Below are 17997 nucleotides of genomic sequence, written 5' to 3'. Positions count from 1 at the left end.
CAAGTGGAATCACTTGGCAGAATTTCCATGGTGTCGCCTATCCGTGATCAGGCTGCGGCCTAACGCACGTTGCAGCCTGTTCCGGATCAACTGGGAGGTAAACAACATGCATAGTTTTCAACGCAGAGAACTTCTTGTTCAAGGAGGCGCGGCACTTGCCGCTGTTGCTGCTCTCTACACCTCGCGTCGGGCTTACGCTTTCCCAAAACAGGCAGGCGAGGAAGTTGTTCCGTGGCTGGATCAGCCGACCGAAAATCCCAATCCGGAAGGTATCAAGACCCAGCTTGTGTGGGAGGATCTGGATAGCTGGATAACTCCAAACGACAAGTTTTTCAGCATCTCGCATTTCAATCGACCAACGATCGACGAGAAGACATGGTCGATGGAGATCGGAGGCCTGGTCAAGAAGCCCCTGGAATTGACACTCGCCGACATCAGGGCACGACCGCGGCAGGAGGTCGTCTTCACGGTGGAATGCTCGGGCAACCATGGGTTTCCCTTTTTCACCGGCGGCATCGGCAATGCCCGCTGGGCAGGGACGCCGCTCGCCCCGATCCTCGAGGAAGCCGGCGTGCTGGAGAAGGGCATCGAGGTCGTCTTTTTCGGAACTGACGAAAGCGAGATCCCGATACGCGACGTCAAGATGAAGCAGAACTTCGCTCGCAGCATGTCGCTCGCCGACGCTATGAACCCCGCCAATCTCCTCTGCTATGAAATGAACGGAGCCGCCTTGCCGGCCCCCAATGGTTTCCCGCTGCGGCTCATTGCTCCAGGCTGGTACGGGATCGCCAACGTCAAGTGGCTGAAGCGCATCGAGGTTCGTGATACGCGGTTCATGAGCCTTCTGATGGCCCGTGATTATGTCACCATCCGGGAGGAAGACCACAATGGCGAGACCGTGTGGACCGAGACTTCAGTCGGGCGAGCGCTGATAAAGTCCGCGCCTGCGAAGGTCACCCGGAAAGACTCGGATTACTCCATCATTGGAGCAGCCTGGGGGGCGCCGATCGACCGGGTCGAAGTGCAAATCGATCAAGGGCCTTGGGCACCAGCGGCCATCGACCACAGTGAGGAGGCCGAACACGCTTGGAAGATTTGGTCCCTGGGTTGGGCAAATGCCTCGCCTGGAGAACACACGGTGACCTCGCGCGCGATCAGCACCACGGGACAAATTCAACCGGCAATGGACGACCCCTTGATAGCCAGGAAACACACATACTGGGAAAGCAATGGCCAGGTGACGCGCCGCGTGCGTGTCTAGAGCGTTTTGCAGCCAAATGGAATCATTTGGCGTCCGCATAAATGCGGCGAAACACATAGTTGGAGCGAGTTGCCGGTTCCAGGAAAACCGGAACCGCTCCAAGAACTTATCGCCCATCCCAGCCCCCTCACTCCTCCATAGTGCAGATCTCCGCATCGACCAGGCACCAAGTTGCGTAGCGGAAGTCGCGGATCTCGATCACCCGCTCGCCCGACCATTCGACCAGCATGAAGCCGCGCACGGCGCCATCCGGCTCTCCAGGGTTGCGGATCAGGATCGCCGGCCGGCCGTCGACGAAGCCGAGCGACAGCGCCCAGTCGCTCGCGCGGTCGTAATTGCCGAAATAGGTCGAGACTTCCGCCTTGCCGCGCATGCGGGTGCGGTTGACGACTTCGAGCTGGATATCCTCGGCGATCAGTGCCCTGACCGCGTCGAAGTCGCGCGCGTTGAACAGGTCGACATAGCGGCGCAGGCGCCGCTCGTCCTCGGCATCGAGTTTTGGCACGGCGGCCTGTTCGGGCTCTGATGCCAAAAGGCGCAGCTGCGCCCGCCCGCGATGCAGCGCAGCCTTGGTCGCGGCCAGCGTCGCGCCTGAAACCTCGCAGGTTTCGTGCAGGGAAAGGCCAAGCACATCGACCAGGATCACGGCGCTACGCTGCGCCAGCGAAAGCCGTATGAAGCTGCGCAGGCCGGCAGCCGTGGCGAGCCGTGCGTCGGCACTGCCGGAGGGATCCTCGATCGTGGTCATGTCGGCCTCGGTGATGCGCGACCGCTCCCGCTGGCGCCGGCGCAGATGGTCCTGCGCGGCATTGTGGGCGATGCGAAACAGCCATTGCTCCGGCCGCTCGACCGCCGCACGGCCGTCGACCGCCTGCAGCGCCTTGAGCAGCGTCTCCTGCACGATGTCCTCGCCGTCGATCACCGAGCCGGCCATGCGGGCGCAGTAGCGATGCAGTTTCGGGCGCAAGCCCGGGAGCATCGCCTCCAGCGCCGGGCGGTCGAACTTTCCAGTGCTCATGGCATCCATTCTATCCGGCTTTCCCGGCCTCGAGGACATGGTAGTTGCCGATGATCCTGACAGGCGATCGCCGGACCGGGGTCGAGCGCCGCTCCGCATGGTTCTGCGTGAACGCCTCGAATGCGGCAAGCCCGGTCAGCCCAGATGCGTCATTGCCCTCGCCGACGACATGCCCCTCGACGATAATATGGATGAACTCGCCATCGTCGAGTTCGAGCACAAGATAGCGCACACCCTGCGGTGCCGTCTCGTCCAGCGCCTCGAACACCTTTGCCACCAGCGCGCGGTTCGCTTCCAGCTCGGTGTCCTTCACGCTGTAGCGGATAAGTTTGTAGCCCATGCTGCATCTCCTGAAATGGTTGACCTGGACTGAAGACGACCGGAGTTGCCGAAAAGATTCTCGGGCAAGGGCTGAATCTTTTTGGCCACCCGCATCGTCTTTTACCCGAGGGCGGCCCCTAGGCAGCCACCAAAGACAGGAGATTTCACCATGCATATCCAGTTTGCCGAACTGCCGGTATTCGACCAGGACCGCGCCAAGGCGTTTTACACAAGGCATCTCGCCTGCCAGGTCGCCGCCGACCAGCCAATGGGCGATAGCGGCTGGCGCTGGATCGAGCTGGCGTTTCCCGGCGCGGTGACGAACCTGCATTTGGTCAGGCGCGCCGACGACACGCCGAGCGCCGGACCGGTGCTGGTGCTGGTCGACGAAAATGTCGAAGCGACGAGCGCGGCCTTGAAGTCCGGAGGCGTCGAGATCATCACCGAACCGCAAGAGGCGCCATGGGACCCGGGCCGCACCGTGGCCGAGTTTCGCGACAGCGAGGGCAACCGCATGGTGCTCGCCAGCCGCTAGGCGGGCACCCGAACTTCGCCCCTCACCGCTCGAACAAATCAAGCCGCGCCACATTCAGCCGCTGCACGGTGCGCAGCACGTCGCGCAGATGCACCGCCATGCGCGCGCCTGCCTGTTTGACACCGCGGCGCCGGGATCACGGCGCGAATATGATCTGCCAGACTGCAACGCCCACGAGAATAAGTCCGGCGACGCCCTCGACGGTTCGGGAGACGGTTTCGAACAGGCGTGGCTTGCTGGCGAAAAAATCCACCAGACGTTCGCGAAACAGGATCGACAGGATCGCGACGCAGGACAGCGTCAGCGCCACCCCGACCATCATGGTGATTGCAAACAGAATGCCGGCGCCGGGAACGCCTCTGGAGATCGCGAAAGTCATCACGAAAAGCGTCAGCGGACATGGGATCAAGCCTGCCATGACGCCGACCGCCTCGCCCTCATGCCTGTGGTGATGGCCGTGGCTCAAGGCGCGCCAGAGCATCCAGAGACCGATCAGGCCGAGCAGCCCACGACTGATATCTTCCAGAAGCGGAGCACGGCCGACGCTGCCCAACGCAATGGAGACCAGCGGCAGGGAAAGGCCGGCAATCAGCACCGCGATCGTCACATGGGTAAGCGACAAGGTGACGGATACGAGCAGCCCGCGCGAAACCTTGGCATCTGAACCGGCAAGATAGGTCGCCAGCACCGCCTTGCTGTGACCCGGCGTCAGCGCGTGCGCGGCGCCGAAGACGACGCCCATCGGCAGGAAGGCCAGGAACGCCAGCCAGTCGCCTCCGGCCGAAAGCAGCTTGATCTGCTCGGCAAGCGCCAGATAGATCGTGCGCTGGAACTCGACGAGCGTCTGGAACATCACGGCAGCGTAGCAGAAACGAGCCGGCCGCAGCGACCGTTAGTGCTTGTGGCCGTCATGTTCGCCATGTCCATGGGAGGGCGGAAGGGCGTGCTGTTCATGCCCGGCCGAAAACCGGATATTGGCTGCCGCAAGCGCAGGCATGTGCTCGAACAGCTCGTCTTCCAGGGCTGTCGTGATCTTGTTCGCCTCGGACAATGGCAAGGTCTCGTCCGCAGCAATGGCAATGTCGGCGTGCAGTCTGTGACCGATCCATCGCGCCTTGGCATCGACAATGCGCGCTCCCGCCACATGTTGGGCGGCATGGTGGATTTCGCCGATGACGCCCGGCTCCACGCCATCCAGCATGCGGGTCAGCACCGCGCGAGCCGACTGCCAGACGATGCCGAAGATCGCAATTGTGATGAGCAGGCCGACAATCGGGTCGGCCAGCGGAAAGCCGAGCCAGACACCAAGCGCCCCGAGGACCACGGCAAGGCTGGTCAGGCCGTCGGTGCGGGCGTGGTAGCCGTCGGCAACGAGCGCGGCGCTGTTGATTTCCCGGCCGACCCGGATGCGGAACACCGCGACGGCCTCATTGCCGAGAAAACCGACAATACCGGCCGCCGTCAGCCAGCCGAGATGCGTCACCACTTGCGGATTTATCAAACGGTCGATCGCCTGGTAGCCAGCGACAATGGCGCTGAACAGGATGATAAGCACGATGACGATGCCGGCGAAGTCCTCGACCCGGCCGAGGCCGTAGGTGAACGTCGGCGATGGCTTGCGCCGGGCGAGCATGAACGCGATCCACAGCGGAATGGCGGTTGTCGCATCACCGATGTTGTGGATCGTGTCGGCCAGCAAGGCGACGCTGCTCGACAGAACCACCACGACCATCTGCAATACCGCCGTGATCGCCAGGATGACGAACGACCATTTTATGGCCCAGATCCCCCGGTCGGTCGTTGCGATGGTCGCATCGACGACCCCATGGGTATGGCCATGCGGCCCGCTGCCGTGGTTGTGGTGACCGTGACTGGAGGCGGCATGATCATGCGATCCGAAGCCTAACCAGTCGAGAATGCGTGCGCCTGGACCACTCACAGGTATTTCGCCAGTTGCTTGAGTTCCGCCAGGGAGTTGCCGCCCGTTTCCGCGGTGCCCGTTTCCGCGGTATCGCTCAGGCAATGCTCGATATGATCGTGGATCAGCTCCCGTTTGGCGCTGCTGATGGCGCTTTCAACGGCGTGGAGCTGCTGCGCCAGATCAACGCAGGGGCGATGCGCCTCGAACATGGACAGCACCGCCGCAAGGTGGCCCTGCGCGCGTTTCAGGCGCTTGATGATGGCTGGATGCGAATGGTGAATGCCTTCGGACATGCCTGTTTCGTATCCTCCCCCGGGGGATAGAGTCAATCTTTCGGACTGACCTTGCCGCAATCCCGCGACCGATGCCGTCGCCGGCCATCGCCCGCGCCGTATTATTTCGTGACCGTGTAGCGCTGGAACCTTCGCTTTCACCGCGCGTTCGGGCCGCTGTATTCGCGATGCCTTATATTTAGGCAGAAAGGGCAGACCCGAATACCTGGCGGGCGGGCACATCAGCACGGGTTGGGGAGGAGCACAGCATTATGTCGAACCGCGAAATTGGAACGTCCCACACGCTAAGTCTGCGCGTCGCCAATCTCAAAGCCAGGATGCAGGACGCCGATATCTCAAGGCACGAGATGAAGACCTTCCAGAAGGTCGCCGCCATCATGGGAGGAGGTGAAGGCTCGCTCCGGCTCGATGCCGACGACCTGATCGCCGCGTCTTTCGTTGTCGAGACGCTGAGCGATCCCGCGTCGAATTGACTTTTGTCGCGCTTGTCCTGCCGATCGGCCGATTGGATGCGGCGCCGCTATCGGGACAACGCGCCGCGCTAACATGAAGCGCACCTGAAACCTCTTCAGACGCGATGCACCTTCTGCACCGCGTCTGAAGGTGCAGATGCTGCATGCCCAAGACTGGCGACCGCTTTCCTGACACGCTGCAGATGTGCCTGTCGCTCGGCCGCCGAGACGGTGTCCATCCGGTAGAGCGCCAGGAATTTGGTCGAGCACAGCGGATGGCAGACGGAGCGGAAGCCGCGCAGCAGGGTTCGCCGGCCGGGCTGCCCCATGATCCAGCTCATCAGCGACGTCGCGCCGCATGTGGTCATCACCAGCACCCGGCGAATGTGCCGCAATTTCGGCCGCGGGCCGCGCTGCGCCGTCGGCATGTCGAAGGCGAAGCCCGGCACCAGCACCCGCTCCAGCCAGCCCTTTAGCATGGCAGGCAGCCCGTACCACCAGGTCGGGTAGATGAAGATGACCGTTTCCGCCCACAGCAATTCCTGCGCCCGGTCGATGACCGGTTCGAGGTTGCCTGCCTTGTCGCCATAGCCGCGCCACTCGTCGGCGCGCATGACCGGATCGAAGCCGGTCGCATAGAGGTCGAGGAGGTGAACCGCGTGGCCCCGTTCGGCAAGCGCCTCCAGCACGGTGTCGCGCACGGCGCCGTTGAAGCTGTCGGTACAAGGGTGGCAATAGACGACAAGGACTTTCATGCTGAACTCTGGGGTCTGTGGTGGTCTTCCACGGCGCTTGCCGTGTCGAAATATTCGCGCCACGACAGGATGCGCCCGTCGCTGTCGAGATCGATGAGTATGGCGTCCTCGGTCAGGCTGCGGGCGCCGTCGCGCCGCCGCGTCACCTCCCACAGCCATTCCAGCGCGATTCGCCTGCCATCGGCGGAGGCAAAGGCGGTGGTGACGGTGACGGAGAGATCGCCATAGTCGCGGTAAAAATCGGCGATGGTGCGCGCCAGCCTATGGTAGGGAACCCGGTTGCCCGGCGCCGTCAGCACCCCGTCCGGATGCCAGTCGGCGGCGGCGGCAGAGAAGTCGCCGGATTTCCACGCATCCGCCTGCCGCTCGAGCATGGCAAGCATGGCGGCGTCGCAATCGATCCTGGCGGCCGGGGCCAATATGCTCACAGCACCTCACCTCCAAATCCGAACAGCAGCCGGCCGGCCAGCGCCGCTGCAAAGACGGCGAAGCAGGCGCCGATCGCCAGGATTTCACCGGCCGACAGTTTCTCACGCGACGGGTGCAGGCTGGTGCGGTCGGCCGAGCCGCTGAACGCCTTCGCCTGCAGCGCGATCTCCATGAGCTGGGCCTTGGTCAGCGAGATCATGATCAGCGGCACCAGCATGCGGCCGAGCGCGATCAGCTTGCGCAGCATGCCGATGCCGTCGATGTCGATGCCGCGCAGCCGCTGTGCCTCCTTGATCCCCTCCAATTCCTGGAACAGCAGCGGCACGAAACGGAACGTCGTCGAAAACAGGAAGGCGATGCGATAGGGCACGCCGATCCGCACCAGCCCGAGCACGATGTCGTTGGGCTGGCTGGTCATGAACACGAGCTGAAACGCCAGCATCGGGATCAGCACGCGGCAGCACACCACCAGGCCGAACAGCAGGCCTTCGACATAAAAGATGTTGAGCGAGCCGATGAGCGGCACGCCAGCCGGCACGGTGAAGACCGGCGTCTTGCCGAACGGGCTCCAAAGGCCCTGGATCACCGTGATCAGCACCAGCGCCGGCAACACGATCAGAGTGAGCTTGCGGATGGTGGCGGCGGTGATGCCGGCCGAAACCATCAGCCCGATGATGACAGCGAGGAACGCTGCCTGCAGCACAATGCTGTTCCAGACGAAGATGAGCGAGCTTGCCAGCAGAAGCAGCGCGAACTTCACCCGCATGTCGGCCCGGGCGAAAATGGTCTCGGCCGGCAGCAGTTGAATGGCGTAGCTGACCATCTAGGCGACCTCCAGCCGGGCGCCGAGCATCGCCGCCAGGTCGTCCGGACCAAGCGGGCGGGCGACGCCAAGGGCCGGCACATGTCCGGCGAAGCGCACCGTCTGCGGCGGCACGAGACCGGCAGCTTGCATCGCCGAATTGTCGTAGAAGACGTCCCGCAGCGTCCCGTCGCCGACGATCCTGCCGCCATCCATGACGACGAGGCGGTCGACATAGCCCGGCAGCAGGTAGAGATGATGGGTGATGAGCACCACCGTCTTGCCCATCCGGTTCAGGGTCCGCAGCATGTCGAGGATGGCCAGCGATCCGCGCCAGTCCTGGCCGGTCGTCGGTTCGTCGAAGATCAAGATCTCAGGTTCGAGCGCCAGCACGGCGGCGATGACGACGCGCAGCCGGTCGCCGCGGCTGAGCGACATCGGATGTTGGTCGGCGGCCTGGGCAAGATCCATCGCCGCCAGCGAGCGGCTGACGGCGGCATCGATATCGCTCTTGGGCCGCTTCATCATTGACAGCGCGAAGCCGACTTCCTTGGCCACCGTGTCACAGAAGACCTGGGCATGCGCGTTCTGCGAGACATAGCCGATGCGCTGCGCGAGTTCGCTCACCTTGAGCGTCGAGACATCTTCGCCGGCAACGCGCACCGCGCCCGAGGCCGGCGAAAGCAGATGCAGGAAATGCCGCACCAGCGTGGACTTGCCGCTGCCATTGCGACCGACAATGCCGAGGAATTCGCCATTGGCAACGGTCAAATCGACGCCGCGCAGCGCCTGCGTGCCATCGGGATAGATATGGGTCAGCCCCTCGACCGTCAGCGCGACCCCGGCCTCCGATACATCGCGCCGCGTCTCCATTGGGGCGGTGGCCGGCAACGAGACAGTCAGCGGATATGCCTTGATGGCCGCTTCGGCCGCACTGAGCGTCACCGGCAGGGCGGGCGGTTTGCGGCGGCCAGGTGTACTAGAGTTTGTGGCATCACGGACAAGCACCTCGAAGCTGCGCACGATGTCGGGCGGGCGCACGCGATGCTCCGCCAGCATCTCCGTTGCGGCAAAGACCGTTTCGGGCGGCCCTTCGGCCGCTACCTTGCCGTCGGAGATGAGCAGCACGCGGTTGGCGATTTCGGCGAGTTCCTCGCTGGCGTGGCTGGCTATGACGACCGTCAGGCCGTTCTCGCGGTTCAATTTCAGCAGGATGGCGAAGACTTCCGCCGACGCGACGGGGTCGAGTTGCGAGGTCGGCTCGTCGAGCACGATGATGTCGGACGACAGCGCTAGCGCCGCGGCAATCGACAGCCGCTGCTTCTGGCCGCCCGACAGGTTCGCCGGGTGCCGGGTTTCCTGCCCGGCGAGACCGACCGCCTTCAGCGCCTCGCCGACACGACGGACGATTTCGGGCGTTGGCACTTTCAGGTTCTCCAGCGCGAAGGCCACCTCGCCCTCAACCGTGGTCGCGGTGATCTGCGTTTCGGGATCCTCGAACACCATGCCGACCAGTTGCGCCAACCGGCTGGTCGGCGTCTCGATGGCGTCGAGGCCGGCAATATGGACGCTGCCAAAGAATTCGCCGCCGAAGAATTGCGGCACGATCCCGTTCAGCGCCAGGCAGAACGTCGTCTTGCCGGCGCCGGTCGGGCCGATCACGCCGACGATCTCGCCGCGGCCGATCGTCAGGCTGATCTTGTCCAGCGCCGGTCGGTCGGCGCCGGGATAGCGGTAGCTGACATTGTCGAAGCGAATGAGCGGTGCTTCATCCGGGATGAGCGGTGCTTCGGCCCGCTCATCCCGGAGGATGGGCATTTGCCCATCCCGGATGGGCATTTGCCCATCCTCGCCAGGCACTGTCTTGGCCTGCGGCATCAGTAACCCGCCAGCTTCGCCTTTGCGATGGGAGACCGGCGAATGGCGGCGATGAGCGCGAAGGCGACCAGCGCGCCGACGGCGGTGAAGACGACGCGCTCCGCGAAGATGATGAAGACCAGCGGCGGCCATACTTCGGCCGGCCACGGATTGGTGGCGAAGGACGGCACCCAGTTGAGCTGGATGCCCGCCGTCGAGCCGAAGAAGAACACGACGAAATAGGCGCCATAGAGCGACAGGCTTGCCGCGCCATTGCGGATCTGGTCGATTGCCCAGTTCCTGATCTGCGGAATGGCGATGAGGATCAGCGCCACGTCGACCGTGAAGACATTGCTCAGCCACAGCCAGAAGCCGATGCCGAAGGACAGCGACTGCCAGAGGTAGATCAGGTTCGCCGCCAGCGTGATGATCCACGGCACATACCAGAGCGAGCGCTTTGGATACATGACCATGCCGACGGCAAAGGCGCTCATGGCGCCCATCAGCGGGCTCCAGGGTCCAAGATTGGTGTAGGGCGCGATGACATTGCCGATGACGATACCGACGACCGAAGCGATCGGTCCGGCAATCGGGCCGAGCAGCAGGCCGAGCAGCGGATGGATGACGTCGTGCAGCGGCCACCCTCCCCCCATGCCGCCGACCACGATTGAGGCCGGAATGAAGGCGAGCACGGCGACGAGTGCCGCCAGGATGGCGGTGTAGGATACGGGCGCGCCTCCGATCGAGACGCCTCCTGTCGTGACCAGACTGCGAGGTTGCGGAGCATCGGCTGTCATTGTTGTTCCCCTTTGTTTGAGCAGCGTTTTCGCTGGTCGCAACGCGTCGCCTGCGCGGCGTTGCTCTCTTTTTATGCAAGTCGTTGCCCCAAAACCGCTGCGCACTTCTGGGCGACATGCTTTGTGTTCCCATGGGGAATGTGACCGAAAATGCGTACGCCTCAAAGCATCAAAGAGCGCGCGCCCCGATGCCTAAAAGGCAACGGGGTATACGCTGGTCGCTCGTTTCACGATCCGCTCTGGCTGGCGATCAGGCCGCACAACCTTTCCAGCAGATGGCTGGGCAGCGGCGCCAGCCGGCCGCGGGCGCGATGCACGACGCTGAGCCGCTGGGTGAAGCGGGAAAGCTCGGCGATCGGGATGAAGCTGACCGCCCCCGACAGATGGCTGTGCAGCACGTCGATCCGGTTGAGGATGGCGACCCCCTGGTCGAGCAGCGCGAAATGCTTGAGCAGCTCGAAACTGTTGGATTCCAGCACCGGCTCCAGCGACAGGCCGGCGGTGGCGCAGGCATGGTCGAAATGGTCGCGCAGCATCACGCCCGGCGGCGGCATGATCAGCGGAAACCGCCCGAGGTCGCCGAGACGCAGCACGGCTTTCGAGGCAAGCGCATGGTCGGGCAGGACGACGGCGCCGCAAGGGCTCAGCATCGAGGCGGCCACCGTCAGATTGGGCGTTTCGGGAAGATCGAAGGCGAAACCCAGATCGATCTCGCCGGCGGCGACCTGCACGGCGATGTCATCCGCCGCCAGCACGCTGACGGAAAACCGCGTGAACGGCCGTTCGCGGCGATACTCGGCCAGCGCGTAGGACAGCATGTCGTTGGAGAGCCCGCCCACCGTGGCGATCGAGGCGCTGGCGAACCGCCCGTCCTTCAGCGTCTCGATCCGTTCGATCGCTTTCCGGTGATGCTTCAGCGTCTCCCTGGCGTGGGTGATCAGCACCTCGCCCGCCGCGGTCGGCCGCATCTGGCCGGGCAGGCGTTCGAAAAGCGGCGTTCCCAGTTGTTGCTCCAGCGCTATGATCTGCCGGTTGATCGCCGACGCCGCGACATTGAGCGTCACCGCCGCCTTGCGGATCGAGCCGCAGCGGGCCACTTCGTCGAGATAGCGAAGCAAACGAGAGTGTATCAAGCGATCTCCCGGCTGGCGTTGCGCTGCTTGCGGCGCAACGCATCAAGACGGAACGCCGTCGGTCGCGTCAAGGCCTGCTCGCTGGGACTGATGCCCTTCGTCGCCCCCTGTCCCGCCGGCCTTGCGGTTCTTCAGCCTCCCCTCGCCCGCCGCAGGAATCGACGAAGGCGGTGCTGGCGTCCGCTTCACAATCTTGTTGTGGTTCATTAGGGTTTGCTTAGTATCGCCGGATGAATCCACTTCCTTTCAAGCTGATTATCGTTACGGGCTGCATGAGAAGCGGGACTTCGCTGCTCCACAGATTGATTTCCACATCGCCCGATACCGGCGAACGTCTTGGTCCGGCCCGCTACATTGCGGATTTCTTGCAGCTCTCTCGGCGCTACCTCGGAGAGGACAGTCCCTTCGCTACGGACTATTTCCAGTCTTCGGACGATCTTGTCTCCGCGACGCGCCAATTTGTTGAGGCGCGTCTCCACGACGCCTGGGTGCATGCGGGAAGACCGACTTGCCTCGTGCTGCGCACGGTGGAGATAGCGCCGATGCTGCCGCTGGTGGCCGACTTGCTGCCCGAGGCAAAATTTGCGATCTCGGTTCGCGAGCCGAAAGACACCATCACCTCGATATTGAACGTCGGAGCCAAGCAGCGGATCCTGGGCATCAGGCGCAACGCGCTCGCGGCGAGCCGGGACATCCGCCGGCTCAGCAAGACCTACAACGGGGCCTATCTCGCCGTCTTCAGAAAGCAGCGTTCCGACGCGCTGTTCAGGGACAGGATCGTATTCGTTCGCTACGAAGACGCCGTCAGCAATTCGGCGGCGGCGCTGGACGATGTCTGGCAGCGTTTCGACCTGAGGCCTGGCTCGGGAACATTGCCGGCCGATCCGGTCACGCGTCCCAGCTTGGGCGAGATCTCAAACCACCGCTACTGGCGCTCCTATCGAACCAGCCTGTCGGAAGCACCCGTCTCCACACAGAGCGTCGGCAGCTATCGATCGGCGCTCAAGACCTCGGAAATATGGCATGTGAATTGGCGATGCCGATTGCTGCGCCGTGAATTCGGTTACGCTGGCCAAGCGACCCGCTATGAGGCCAGCCGATGACAGGCCGGGCAACCGACCTTGAGACGGCCATGATGACGGATGACCCCGCTTCGACAATTTCGGGGACAATTGCCGTCGTCGACCTCAGTTCAAAGTGCCGGGACGAGATGTTTCGCCTCTACGAGCGCTACTATGATGCCGCGGATCGGGATCGTTTTGAACACGACCTTGCCGAAAAGAAAACTGTCGTGCTTGTCCGTTCCGGGTCCGGCGACATCATCGGCTTCTCAACCATCTTCATCGGTCGCCAGAATGTAGACGGCGCTCTCGTGAACTACCTCTTTTCGGGGGACACCGTGCTGGACGCGTCGCGCTGGGGCGATCCCGTGTTGTTACGAGCCTGGTTCCGGGCGGCTGGCGCGGTCAAGGCGAGCCTTGGCGGCGGACAGTTGTTCTGGTTTTCGATCATGGGCGGACACAGGACTTTTCGTATTCTACCCAATTTCTTTCGACAGTTCTTTCCGGCCTTCGATGACCACGCCGCGCCGGACCTGGCGCGTGTGCGCGACCGCATCGCCGCCGCCCGCTACGGCGATCATTTCGACCCCGAGACGGGACTGGTCGATTTCGGCAGTTCGCAAGGCCATCTCAGGCAACAATGGGCAGGCGTCGAGGAAACGGCGGTGCGCAACCGGCATGCAGCGTTCTTCCTGAGGGCCAACCCGTTCTACTTCCGGGGGGTCGAACTTGCATGCATCGCCGAGTTCGATCTGCGCAATCTCAAGCGTTACGGCGCCACGAGTTTCGCCGAGGGCATGGCGCAGGATTAGTGACCCATCAGAAAGGCGACATATTCTTCGGACCGATCAGGAAGCCAACCGCAGTATGAGACGGTCGAGCCCCCGAAACGACGAATTGTCCAGCCATCTTGCTCCGCCCTTCACCGGCTCGATGGTCGACCAGCGCCTGAGCGCTGCGGTCAGCACCGAAACGGCTTCGATTTCGGCAAGCGCGCGGCCGATGCAGACATGAAGCCCGCGCCCGAAAGCCAGGTTCTGCGCCGGCGCCCTGTCAAGGATGAAACGGTCAGCCTCGGTGAACCGCAACGGATCGCGATTGGCGGCGCCGCAAAGCAGAACGACAAGCTGGCCTTTCTCCAGTACGTGTCCGCCCAGTTCCATCGTCCCGGTCGGCCAGCGGCAGATTTTCTGCACCGGACTCTCAAGCCTCAGCGTTTCCGCCAGGACTTGGGCTGCAAGGGCCGGATCGGCTCGCAGCTTCGCAAGCTGCTCGGGCGCATTGGCGAGGTGGAAAAACATGTTGCCGAGCAGATGCACCGTCGTTTCGTGGCCGGCAAAGGCAAGCAGCGCAAGATTGCTTCCGGCAACAACCAGTCCGACATTTTCGACAAGGGCCGGCAGCCCCGTCAGCAGCACGGGCAATTCGCTGCCTTCGAGAAGCTTTCGGGCGTGGTCGGTAAAATAGGCCGACATCTCGTCCACGGCGTTGAGGCGCGAATCGAAGGCATCGTCGAAACCGATATCGAGGAGTTCGCGGATGGAAGCCGACCATCCGGCGAGCAGCGGCAAGTCATCGACCGGCACGCCCAGCAGTCGCCCGATCACACGCTCCGGAATCGCGCGGGCAAACGCCGCGACGATCTCGGTCTCTCCGTCATGGGCGGCGCTTCCAATATGCAGGTCGATCGCTTCCTCCACATAAGGTCGCAGGGCGGACAGGCCCTTCGCCGCAAACGGTTTCTGGAGAGCGGCCTTTATTGCCGTGTGCGTGCCGCCTTCCTGATAGATCAGCCAGTTGCGCAATGCCGAGTTCGGCGCGATGTCGGCAGCAGTCGGCGGGGCATGCGACAGACGCCGGTTGGAAAGACATGCCGCGACGAGATCGTAGCGGGATACGTAGACATCGCCCCACGGCGCTTGCCAGACGGGAGCATCGCGGCGCATGTCGGCAAAGAGATTGTAAATGTCTTTCGATCCGTCGAAACTGCCTGACCGAATGCCGGTCCACTCGCTTTCGCCGCGCGGAGTCTGGTGCATATCTATCGCGGCTCAGTTCTTGGTATCGTCCCGGACATGACCGACATTAATCACCAAGGTCCCATCTATTATTTTTGCGCCGAAAAACACGCTTACACGATCGGCGTATTTCTCGAATATTATGAGAATCCGCTCAAGGGTGCCCTGCGTATAATTCCTTACGAGCAACTTGGAAAGCTGGGGCAGGTGACACCAGGCACATTCATTTTCACCGATTTCGAAAGGCTGTCTCCTGGGCAGTTGGAAACCGTGACCGCCCTGTGTGCGACAATCGCTAACCAGAATCCCGATCTGCTGCTGCTGAACGATCCGGCCACCACGGCCGGCCGCTTCGACCTTCTCAAACGCCTGAAAGCCGCCGGCATCAATCGGTTCGACGTACACCGGGTGGCCGAGCGCGCAGGGATAACCCGTTTTCCGGTGTTTCTTCGCTGGGCAAGCCAGCACGTTCCTCCCCTCTCCGGGCTGCTCGCTACCGCCGATGAGTTGGAGGGAGCACTTGCCAGGCTGCCCAGGCAGATCAGGGACGATAAGGATTTGATCATCGTCGAGTTTGGGGCAGCCCCCTCGGGCGACGGTCGATATCGGAAATATTCCGCATTCCGGGTCGGAGACACGATCTACGCCCAGCACTGCTTCATCAGTTCCGACTGGTACGTGAAGTTTTCCAACGCCGATCTCAGCGACGGGGACAAGGCCGAGCATCACGACTATGTCAGGCAAAATCCCCATGCGGCGGAACTGAGATCCATCTTCGAGCTTGCCGGCATCGACTACGGTCGTATCGACTACGGACTTGTCGAGGGGGAAATCCAGACCTACGAAATCAACACCAATCCCACAGTGAATTCGCGGCCCCCGCGCTGGAACCGGGACACGAATTATGCGCTTTACGCCGACCTGCACAGCCAGGCGATGCTTGGCCTGCTCGGCCCGGCGGCAGGCCCCCCGGTGAAGCTCGGTGACGGACATCGCACGGTACAGGATGTGCATGCCGAATGCCTGCGCCGCGTCAGGCGGCGTATCCGCAAGCTTCAGCTCAGCCGGCGTGTGCGCGCATTGAAGCAGCGGCTGGCGTGGTGGAGGTGAACCTCTGCTCAGCCCGCCCGCCGCAGGAAATCGGCGAAGGCGCGCAGGCCGGCCGGCATGTGGCGCTGCCTGGGATAGCAGAGATGCCAGCCGGGGAAGGTGCCGCTCCATTCTTCGAGCAGCGGCACCAGCCTGCCCGCCTCGATAAATGGCCGCAGCAGCGCCTCGGCCCAGAAGGCGATGCCGACGCCTTGCACGGCGGCGGCAATCGCCATGTCACGGCGCGAGACGATGAGCGGGCCGTTGACCGCGACCGAAAACCATTGGCCATCCCTGGCGAATTCCCAGGCGTAGGGTCCGGCACTGCCCGGCCGGCGCCAGTTGATGCAGCGATGCTGTAACAGATCGGCCGGCGTTTCGGGCCGTCCGCGGCGGCTGATATAGTCGGGCGAAGCCACCGCAAGCTGGCGCTGCTCGCCGCCCAGCCTGACGGCGACCATGTCAGCCTCGAGGAATTCGCCCAGCCTCGCCCCAATATCATAGCCGGCCGCGACGATGTCGGTGACGGTGTCGTCGATGGTGACGTCGAGCACGATATCCGGATAGGCCTCATGGAATCGCCCGAGCACCGGCTCGAGATAGGTGGCGGCGGCAACGCTTGGCATGTGCACGCGCAAAGTGCCGGCCGGCCTGTCGCGCAGGCCGATGGCGTCCTCGACCGCCGCTTCCATCTCGGCCATCGCCGGCTTGAAGCGCCCATGCAGGCGCTGACCCGCCTCGGTCAGCGACAGGCTACGCGTCGTGCGGTTGAGCAGGCGCACCCCAAGTCGCGCCTCCAGCGCGCGGATCGTCTGGCTGAGCGTCGAGGCGGAGATCCTGAGTTCGGCTGCCGCGCGCGCAAAATTGCCATGCGCGACCACCGCCGCGAAGGCCCTGAGTTCCGAATAGTCGCTGCCGCGCATTATGCCCCAAAATCCAATGAGTAAGCTTTATTTCTATACCATTATTCACACGGTGTCTGCGCCCTACCTGAGGATGGTTCAACACCTCACGGGAGCAAAGAGATGCTGACAGGAAAACTGAACGGAAAGATTGTGCTGGTGACAGGCGCCTCCTCCGGCATCGGCGAGGCCACCGCCTTGGCATTGGCCACCGACGGCGCCAAGGTGGCGATCGCCGCACGGCGCGCGGATCGCCTGGACGACCTGGCGAATCGCATCCGCCGAACGGGCGGCACGGCACTGCCCATCCCCGCTGATGTGACCGACGAAGCGCAGGCCTCGGCCATGGTCGAACAGGTGCTGCGGGAATACGGCCGGCTCGACATGCTGCTAGCCGTTGCCGGAGTCGGCGTCGCTGCCCCGTTCAAGAACACCGCGCCTGCCGAATACCGTCAGATGGTCGATGTGAATATTCTCGGGCTGCTGTATCCGATCCATACGGCATTGCCGACGATGCAGCGGCAAGGCGCCGGCCACATCGTCGTCGTGTCTTCCGGCGCCGGCCGCTATATCCACCCTTCGGTGGTCTATTCCGGCACCAAGCACGCGGTGAGCGCCATCGCGGAATCGCTACGGCGCGAAATCGGCAAGGACGGCATCCGCGTCACCTCGATCGAACCCGGCGCCGTCAGGACCGAGTTCACGCAGAATATGCGCGACGACGTGCGCCAGGCGGTCGAGCTGAGGTTGGGCGACATGGAGCAACTGGAAAGCGCCGACGTCGCCGCCGCCATCCTCTACGCGGTGACACAGCCGCCAGGGTCAATGTCAATATCCTGACGCTTTACCCGACCGAGCAGGCGTAAGCGAAGGCCGCCGGCGCCATTTGATCGCCTTAGTCGCATTCCTTCCGTGTCAGGACGCAAGGGCGAAATCCTTTCTTCTCAAGAGGATGTGCGCCAGAGGTGAATCTGTCTGAGAGGCAAGCCGCGCTCATGCTTCCTGCGGGGAACCGGTCCAGGCGCGTCCCACAATGGGCGGATCGCGGTTTGCCGACAGCCTTGTTCAATTGCGCGCAACGACGCATTGCGGTCGGGCGGCGCCGACGGGAACGATCTCATAGCCGACAGCGATCAGTTGGAGGCTCATCTCCTCGAAATGCCGCCTTGAGCCGCTTTCGATCGATTCAGGCGTGTAGTTCCAGCCATTGGCGGCGGCAATGGCCATGATGCCCGCATAGGCACGCATGCTGGCGATTTTCACGTCCGATTCCAGCACCTGCATGCATCCGCTTGCGAATGACGGCGCGGCGGGAACTGTGAAACAGGTGCATGCCAGCAAGACAAGAGCAAT

General features: G+C 63.2%; 21 protein-coding genes. 7 read left to right on the top strand and 14 right to left on the bottom strand.

The window, feature by feature from the left end; genetic code table 11:
* The first annotated feature begins 106 nt into the window (after nucleotides 1–106).
* Entirely contained in the window at nucleotides 107–1261 is a 1155-nt protein-coding gene (locus C9427_RS21060) for a sulfite oxidase (protein WP_107651078.1), read from the top strand.
* Between the two features lie 127 nt (nucleotides 1262–1388).
* Here the strand turns inward: C9427_RS21060 and C9427_RS21055 are convergent, their stop codons facing one another.
* Nucleotides 1389–2279: a sigma-70 family RNA polymerase sigma factor gene (locus C9427_RS21055; protein ID WP_167434423.1), complete on the bottom strand. Its 891-nt coding sequence runs from the start codon at nucleotides 2277–2279 to the stop codon at nucleotides 1389–1391.
* 10 nt (nucleotides 2280–2289) lie between these two features.
* Nucleotides 2290–2619 carry a hypothetical protein gene (locus C9427_RS21050; RefSeq protein ID WP_245437127.1) on the bottom strand — a complete coding sequence of 110 codons (330 nt, stop codon included), beginning with the start codon at nucleotides 2617–2619 and terminating at the stop codon, nucleotides 2290–2292.
* A 150-nt stretch (nucleotides 2620–2769) separates the two neighbouring features.
* Between C9427_RS21050 and C9427_RS21045 the strand changes: the two genes are divergently transcribed.
* Entirely contained in the window at nucleotides 2770–3135 is a 366-nt protein-coding gene (locus C9427_RS21045) for a VOC family protein (protein WP_107651017.1), read from the top strand.
* A 136-nt stretch (nucleotides 3136–3271) separates the two neighbouring features.
* On the opposite strand, the gene C9427_RS21040 is transcribed toward C9427_RS21045, so the two are convergent.
* From C9427_RS21040 to C9427_RS21030, 3 genes are read right to left on the bottom strand one after another with little or no spacing between them, the layout of a single operon-like run.
* On the bottom strand, nucleotides 3272–3988 hold the full coding sequence (locus C9427_RS21040; protein ID WP_107651016.1) for a nickel/cobalt transporter: 717 nt from the start codon (nucleotides 3986–3988) through the stop codon (nucleotides 3272–3274).
* Nucleotides 3989–4027: 39 nt separating this feature from the next.
* Entirely contained in the window at nucleotides 4028–5074 is a 1047-nt protein-coding gene (locus tag C9427_RS21035; protein ID WP_245437126.1) for a cation diffusion facilitator family transporter, read from the bottom strand.
* Nucleotides 5071–5349: a metal-sensing transcriptional repressor gene (locus C9427_RS21030; protein WP_107651015.1), complete on the bottom strand. Its 279-nt coding sequence runs from the start codon at nucleotides 5347–5349 to the stop codon at nucleotides 5071–5073. Before C9427_RS21030 ends, C9427_RS21035 begins: the two co-directional genes overlap by 4 nt.
* 251 nt (nucleotides 5350–5600) lie before the next feature.
* Between C9427_RS21030 and C9427_RS21025 the strand changes: the two genes are divergently transcribed.
* The gene (locus tag C9427_RS21025) at nucleotides 5601–5822 is read left to right on the top strand and encodes a hypothetical protein (protein ID WP_097572505.1); all 222 of its coding nucleotides are present in this window, start codon (nucleotides 5601–5603) and stop codon (nucleotides 5820–5822) included.
* A gap of 95 nt (nucleotides 5823–5917) precedes the next feature.
* On the opposite strand, the gene C9427_RS21020 is transcribed toward C9427_RS21025, so the two are convergent.
* From C9427_RS21020 to C9427_RS20995, 6 genes are all read right to left on the bottom strand, one after another.
* A complete protein-coding gene (locus C9427_RS21020) occupies nucleotides 5918–6556 on the bottom strand; it encodes an NAD(P)H-dependent oxidoreductase (protein ID WP_107651014.1) in 639 nt (212 codons plus the stop codon).
* A complete protein-coding gene (locus C9427_RS21015) occupies nucleotides 6553–6984 on the bottom strand; it encodes a nuclear transport factor 2 family protein (RefSeq protein WP_245437125.1) in 432 nt (143 codons plus the stop codon). Before C9427_RS21015 ends, C9427_RS21020 begins: the two co-directional genes overlap by 4 nt.
* Nucleotides 6981–7808: an energy-coupling factor transporter transmembrane component T family protein gene (locus tag C9427_RS21010; RefSeq protein ID WP_107651013.1), complete on the bottom strand. Its 828-nt coding sequence runs from the start codon at nucleotides 7806–7808 to the stop codon at nucleotides 6981–6983. The genes C9427_RS21015 and C9427_RS21010 overlap by 4 nt, the downstream gene beginning before the upstream one ends.
* Nucleotides 7809–9605, bottom strand: a complete 1797-nt coding sequence (locus tag C9427_RS21005) for an ABC transporter ATP-binding protein (protein WP_245437124.1) — start codon at nucleotides 9603–9605, stop codon at nucleotides 7809–7811. It abuts the gene before it with no gap.
* Between the two features lie 59 nt (nucleotides 9606–9664).
* Complete coding sequence (locus C9427_RS21000; protein WP_097572509.1) at nucleotides 9665–10441, bottom strand: ECF transporter S component; 777 nt, start codon at nucleotides 10439–10441, stop codon at nucleotides 9665–9667.
* A 227-nt stretch (nucleotides 10442–10668) separates the two neighbouring features.
* Nucleotides 10669–11574, bottom strand: a complete 906-nt coding sequence (locus C9427_RS20995; RefSeq protein WP_107651011.1) for a LysR family transcriptional regulator — start codon at nucleotides 11572–11574, stop codon at nucleotides 10669–10671.
* 230 nt (nucleotides 11575–11804) lie between these two features.
* On the opposite strand from C9427_RS20995, the gene C9427_RS20990 reads away from it, so the two are divergent.
* Nucleotides 11805–12677, top strand: a complete 873-nt coding sequence (locus tag C9427_RS20990; protein WP_107651010.1) for a sulfotransferase family protein — start codon at nucleotides 11805–11807, stop codon at nucleotides 12675–12677.
* Entirely contained in the window at nucleotides 12674–13447 is a 774-nt protein-coding gene (locus C9427_RS20985) for a hypothetical protein (protein WP_107651009.1), read from the top strand. The genes C9427_RS20990 and C9427_RS20985 overlap by 4 nt, the downstream gene beginning before the upstream one ends.
* Before the next feature lie 36 nt (nucleotides 13448–13483).
* Here C9427_RS20985 and C9427_RS20980 read toward each other — a convergent pair whose 3' ends face one another.
* A complete protein-coding gene (locus C9427_RS20980) occupies nucleotides 13484–14674 on the bottom strand; it encodes a cytochrome P450 (protein WP_107651008.1) in 1191 nt (396 codons plus the stop codon).
* Between C9427_RS20980 and C9427_RS20975 the strand changes: the two genes are divergently transcribed.
* Nucleotides 14669–15763 carry a sugar ABC transporter substrate-binding protein gene (locus C9427_RS20975; RefSeq protein ID WP_107651007.1) on the top strand — a complete coding sequence of 365 codons (1095 nt, stop codon included), beginning with the start codon at nucleotides 14669–14671 and terminating at the stop codon, nucleotides 15761–15763. The genes C9427_RS20980 and C9427_RS20975 overlap by 6 nt on opposite strands.
* Before the next feature lie 8 nt (nucleotides 15764–15771).
* On the opposite strand, the gene C9427_RS20970 is transcribed toward C9427_RS20975, so the two are convergent.
* Entirely contained in the window at nucleotides 15772–16665 is an 894-nt protein-coding gene (locus C9427_RS20970) for a LysR family transcriptional regulator (protein ID WP_107651006.1), read from the bottom strand.
* A gap of 102 nt (nucleotides 16666–16767) precedes the next feature.
* Between C9427_RS20970 and C9427_RS20965 the strand changes: the two genes are divergently transcribed.
* A complete protein-coding gene (locus tag C9427_RS20965; protein WP_245437123.1) occupies nucleotides 16768–17484 on the top strand; it encodes an SDR family oxidoreductase in 717 nt (238 codons plus the stop codon).
* 225 nt (nucleotides 17485–17709) lie between these two features.
* Here the strand turns inward: C9427_RS20965 and C9427_RS33840 are convergent, their stop codons facing one another.
* Entirely contained in the window at nucleotides 17710–17907 is a 198-nt protein-coding gene (locus C9427_RS33840; protein ID WP_146172567.1) for a hypothetical protein, read from the bottom strand.
* Nucleotides 17908–17997: the final 90 nt, after the last annotated feature.

The sequence above is a fragment of the Mesorhizobium helmanticense genome (assembly GCF_003034915.1).
Lineage (GTDB): Bacteria > Pseudomonadota > Alphaproteobacteria > Rhizobiales > Rhizobiaceae > Mesorhizobium > Mesorhizobium helmanticense.
Note: the sequence above shows the minus strand (reverse complement) of the source record. Positions and strands in the feature narration are given on the sequence as shown.

Bases quoted from the DNA above. Each gene is read 5' to 3' on its own strand.
- C9427_RS21060 (WP_107651078.1), top strand. From the start codon at position 107: ATGCATAGTTTTCAACGCAGAGAACTTCTTGTTCAAGGAGGCGCGGCA.
- C9427_RS21055 (WP_167434423.1), bottom strand. From the start codon at position 2,279: ATGAGCACTGGAAAGTTCGACCGCCCGGCGCTGGAGGCGATGCTCCCG.
- C9427_RS21050 (WP_245437127.1), bottom strand. From the start codon at position 2,619: ATGGGCTACAAACTTATCCGCTACAGCGTGAAGGACACCGAGCTGGAA.
- C9427_RS21045 (WP_107651017.1), top strand. From the start codon at position 2,770: ATGCATATCCAGTTTGCCGAACTGCCGGTATTCGACCAGGACCGCGCC.
- C9427_RS21040 (WP_107651016.1), bottom strand. From the start codon at position 3,988: ATGTTCCAGACGCTCGTCGAGTTCCAGCGCACGATCTATCTGGCGCTT.
- C9427_RS21030 (WP_107651015.1), bottom strand. From the start codon at position 5,349: ATGTCCGAAGGCATTCACCATTCGCATCCAGCCATCATCAAGCGCCTG.
- C9427_RS21025 (WP_097572505.1), top strand. From the start codon at position 5,601: ATGTCGAACCGCGAAATTGGAACGTCCCACACGCTAAGTCTGCGCGTC.
- C9427_RS21020 (WP_107651014.1), bottom strand. From the start codon at position 6,556: ATGAAAGTCCTTGTCGTCTATTGCCACCCTTGTACCGACAGCTTCAAC.
- C9427_RS21010 (WP_107651013.1), bottom strand. From the start codon at position 7,808: ATGGTCAGCTACGCCATTCAACTGCTGCCGGCCGAGACCATTTTCGCC.
- C9427_RS21005 (WP_245437124.1), bottom strand. From the start codon at position 9,605: ATGCCCATCCTCCGGGATGAGCGGGCCGAAGCACCGCTCATCCCGGAT.
- C9427_RS21000 (WP_097572509.1), bottom strand. From the start codon at position 10,441: ATGACAGCCGATGCTCCGCAACCTCGCAGTCTGGTCACGACAGGAGGC.
- C9427_RS20990 (WP_107651010.1), top strand. From the start codon at position 11,805: ATGAATCCACTTCCTTTCAAGCTGATTATCGTTACGGGCTGCATGAGA.
- C9427_RS20985 (WP_107651009.1), top strand. From the start codon at position 12,674: ATGACAGGCCGGGCAACCGACCTTGAGACGGCCATGATGACGGATGAC.
- C9427_RS20980 (WP_107651008.1), bottom strand. From the start codon at position 14,674: ATGCACCAGACTCCGCGCGGCGAAAGCGAGTGGACCGGCATTCGGTCA.
- C9427_RS20970 (WP_107651006.1), bottom strand. From the start codon at position 16,665: ATGCGCGGCAGCGACTATTCGGAACTCAGGGCCTTCGCGGCGGTGGTC.
- C9427_RS20965 (WP_245437123.1), top strand. From the start codon at position 16,768: ATGCTGACAGGAAAACTGAACGGAAAGATTGTGCTGGTGACAGGCGCC.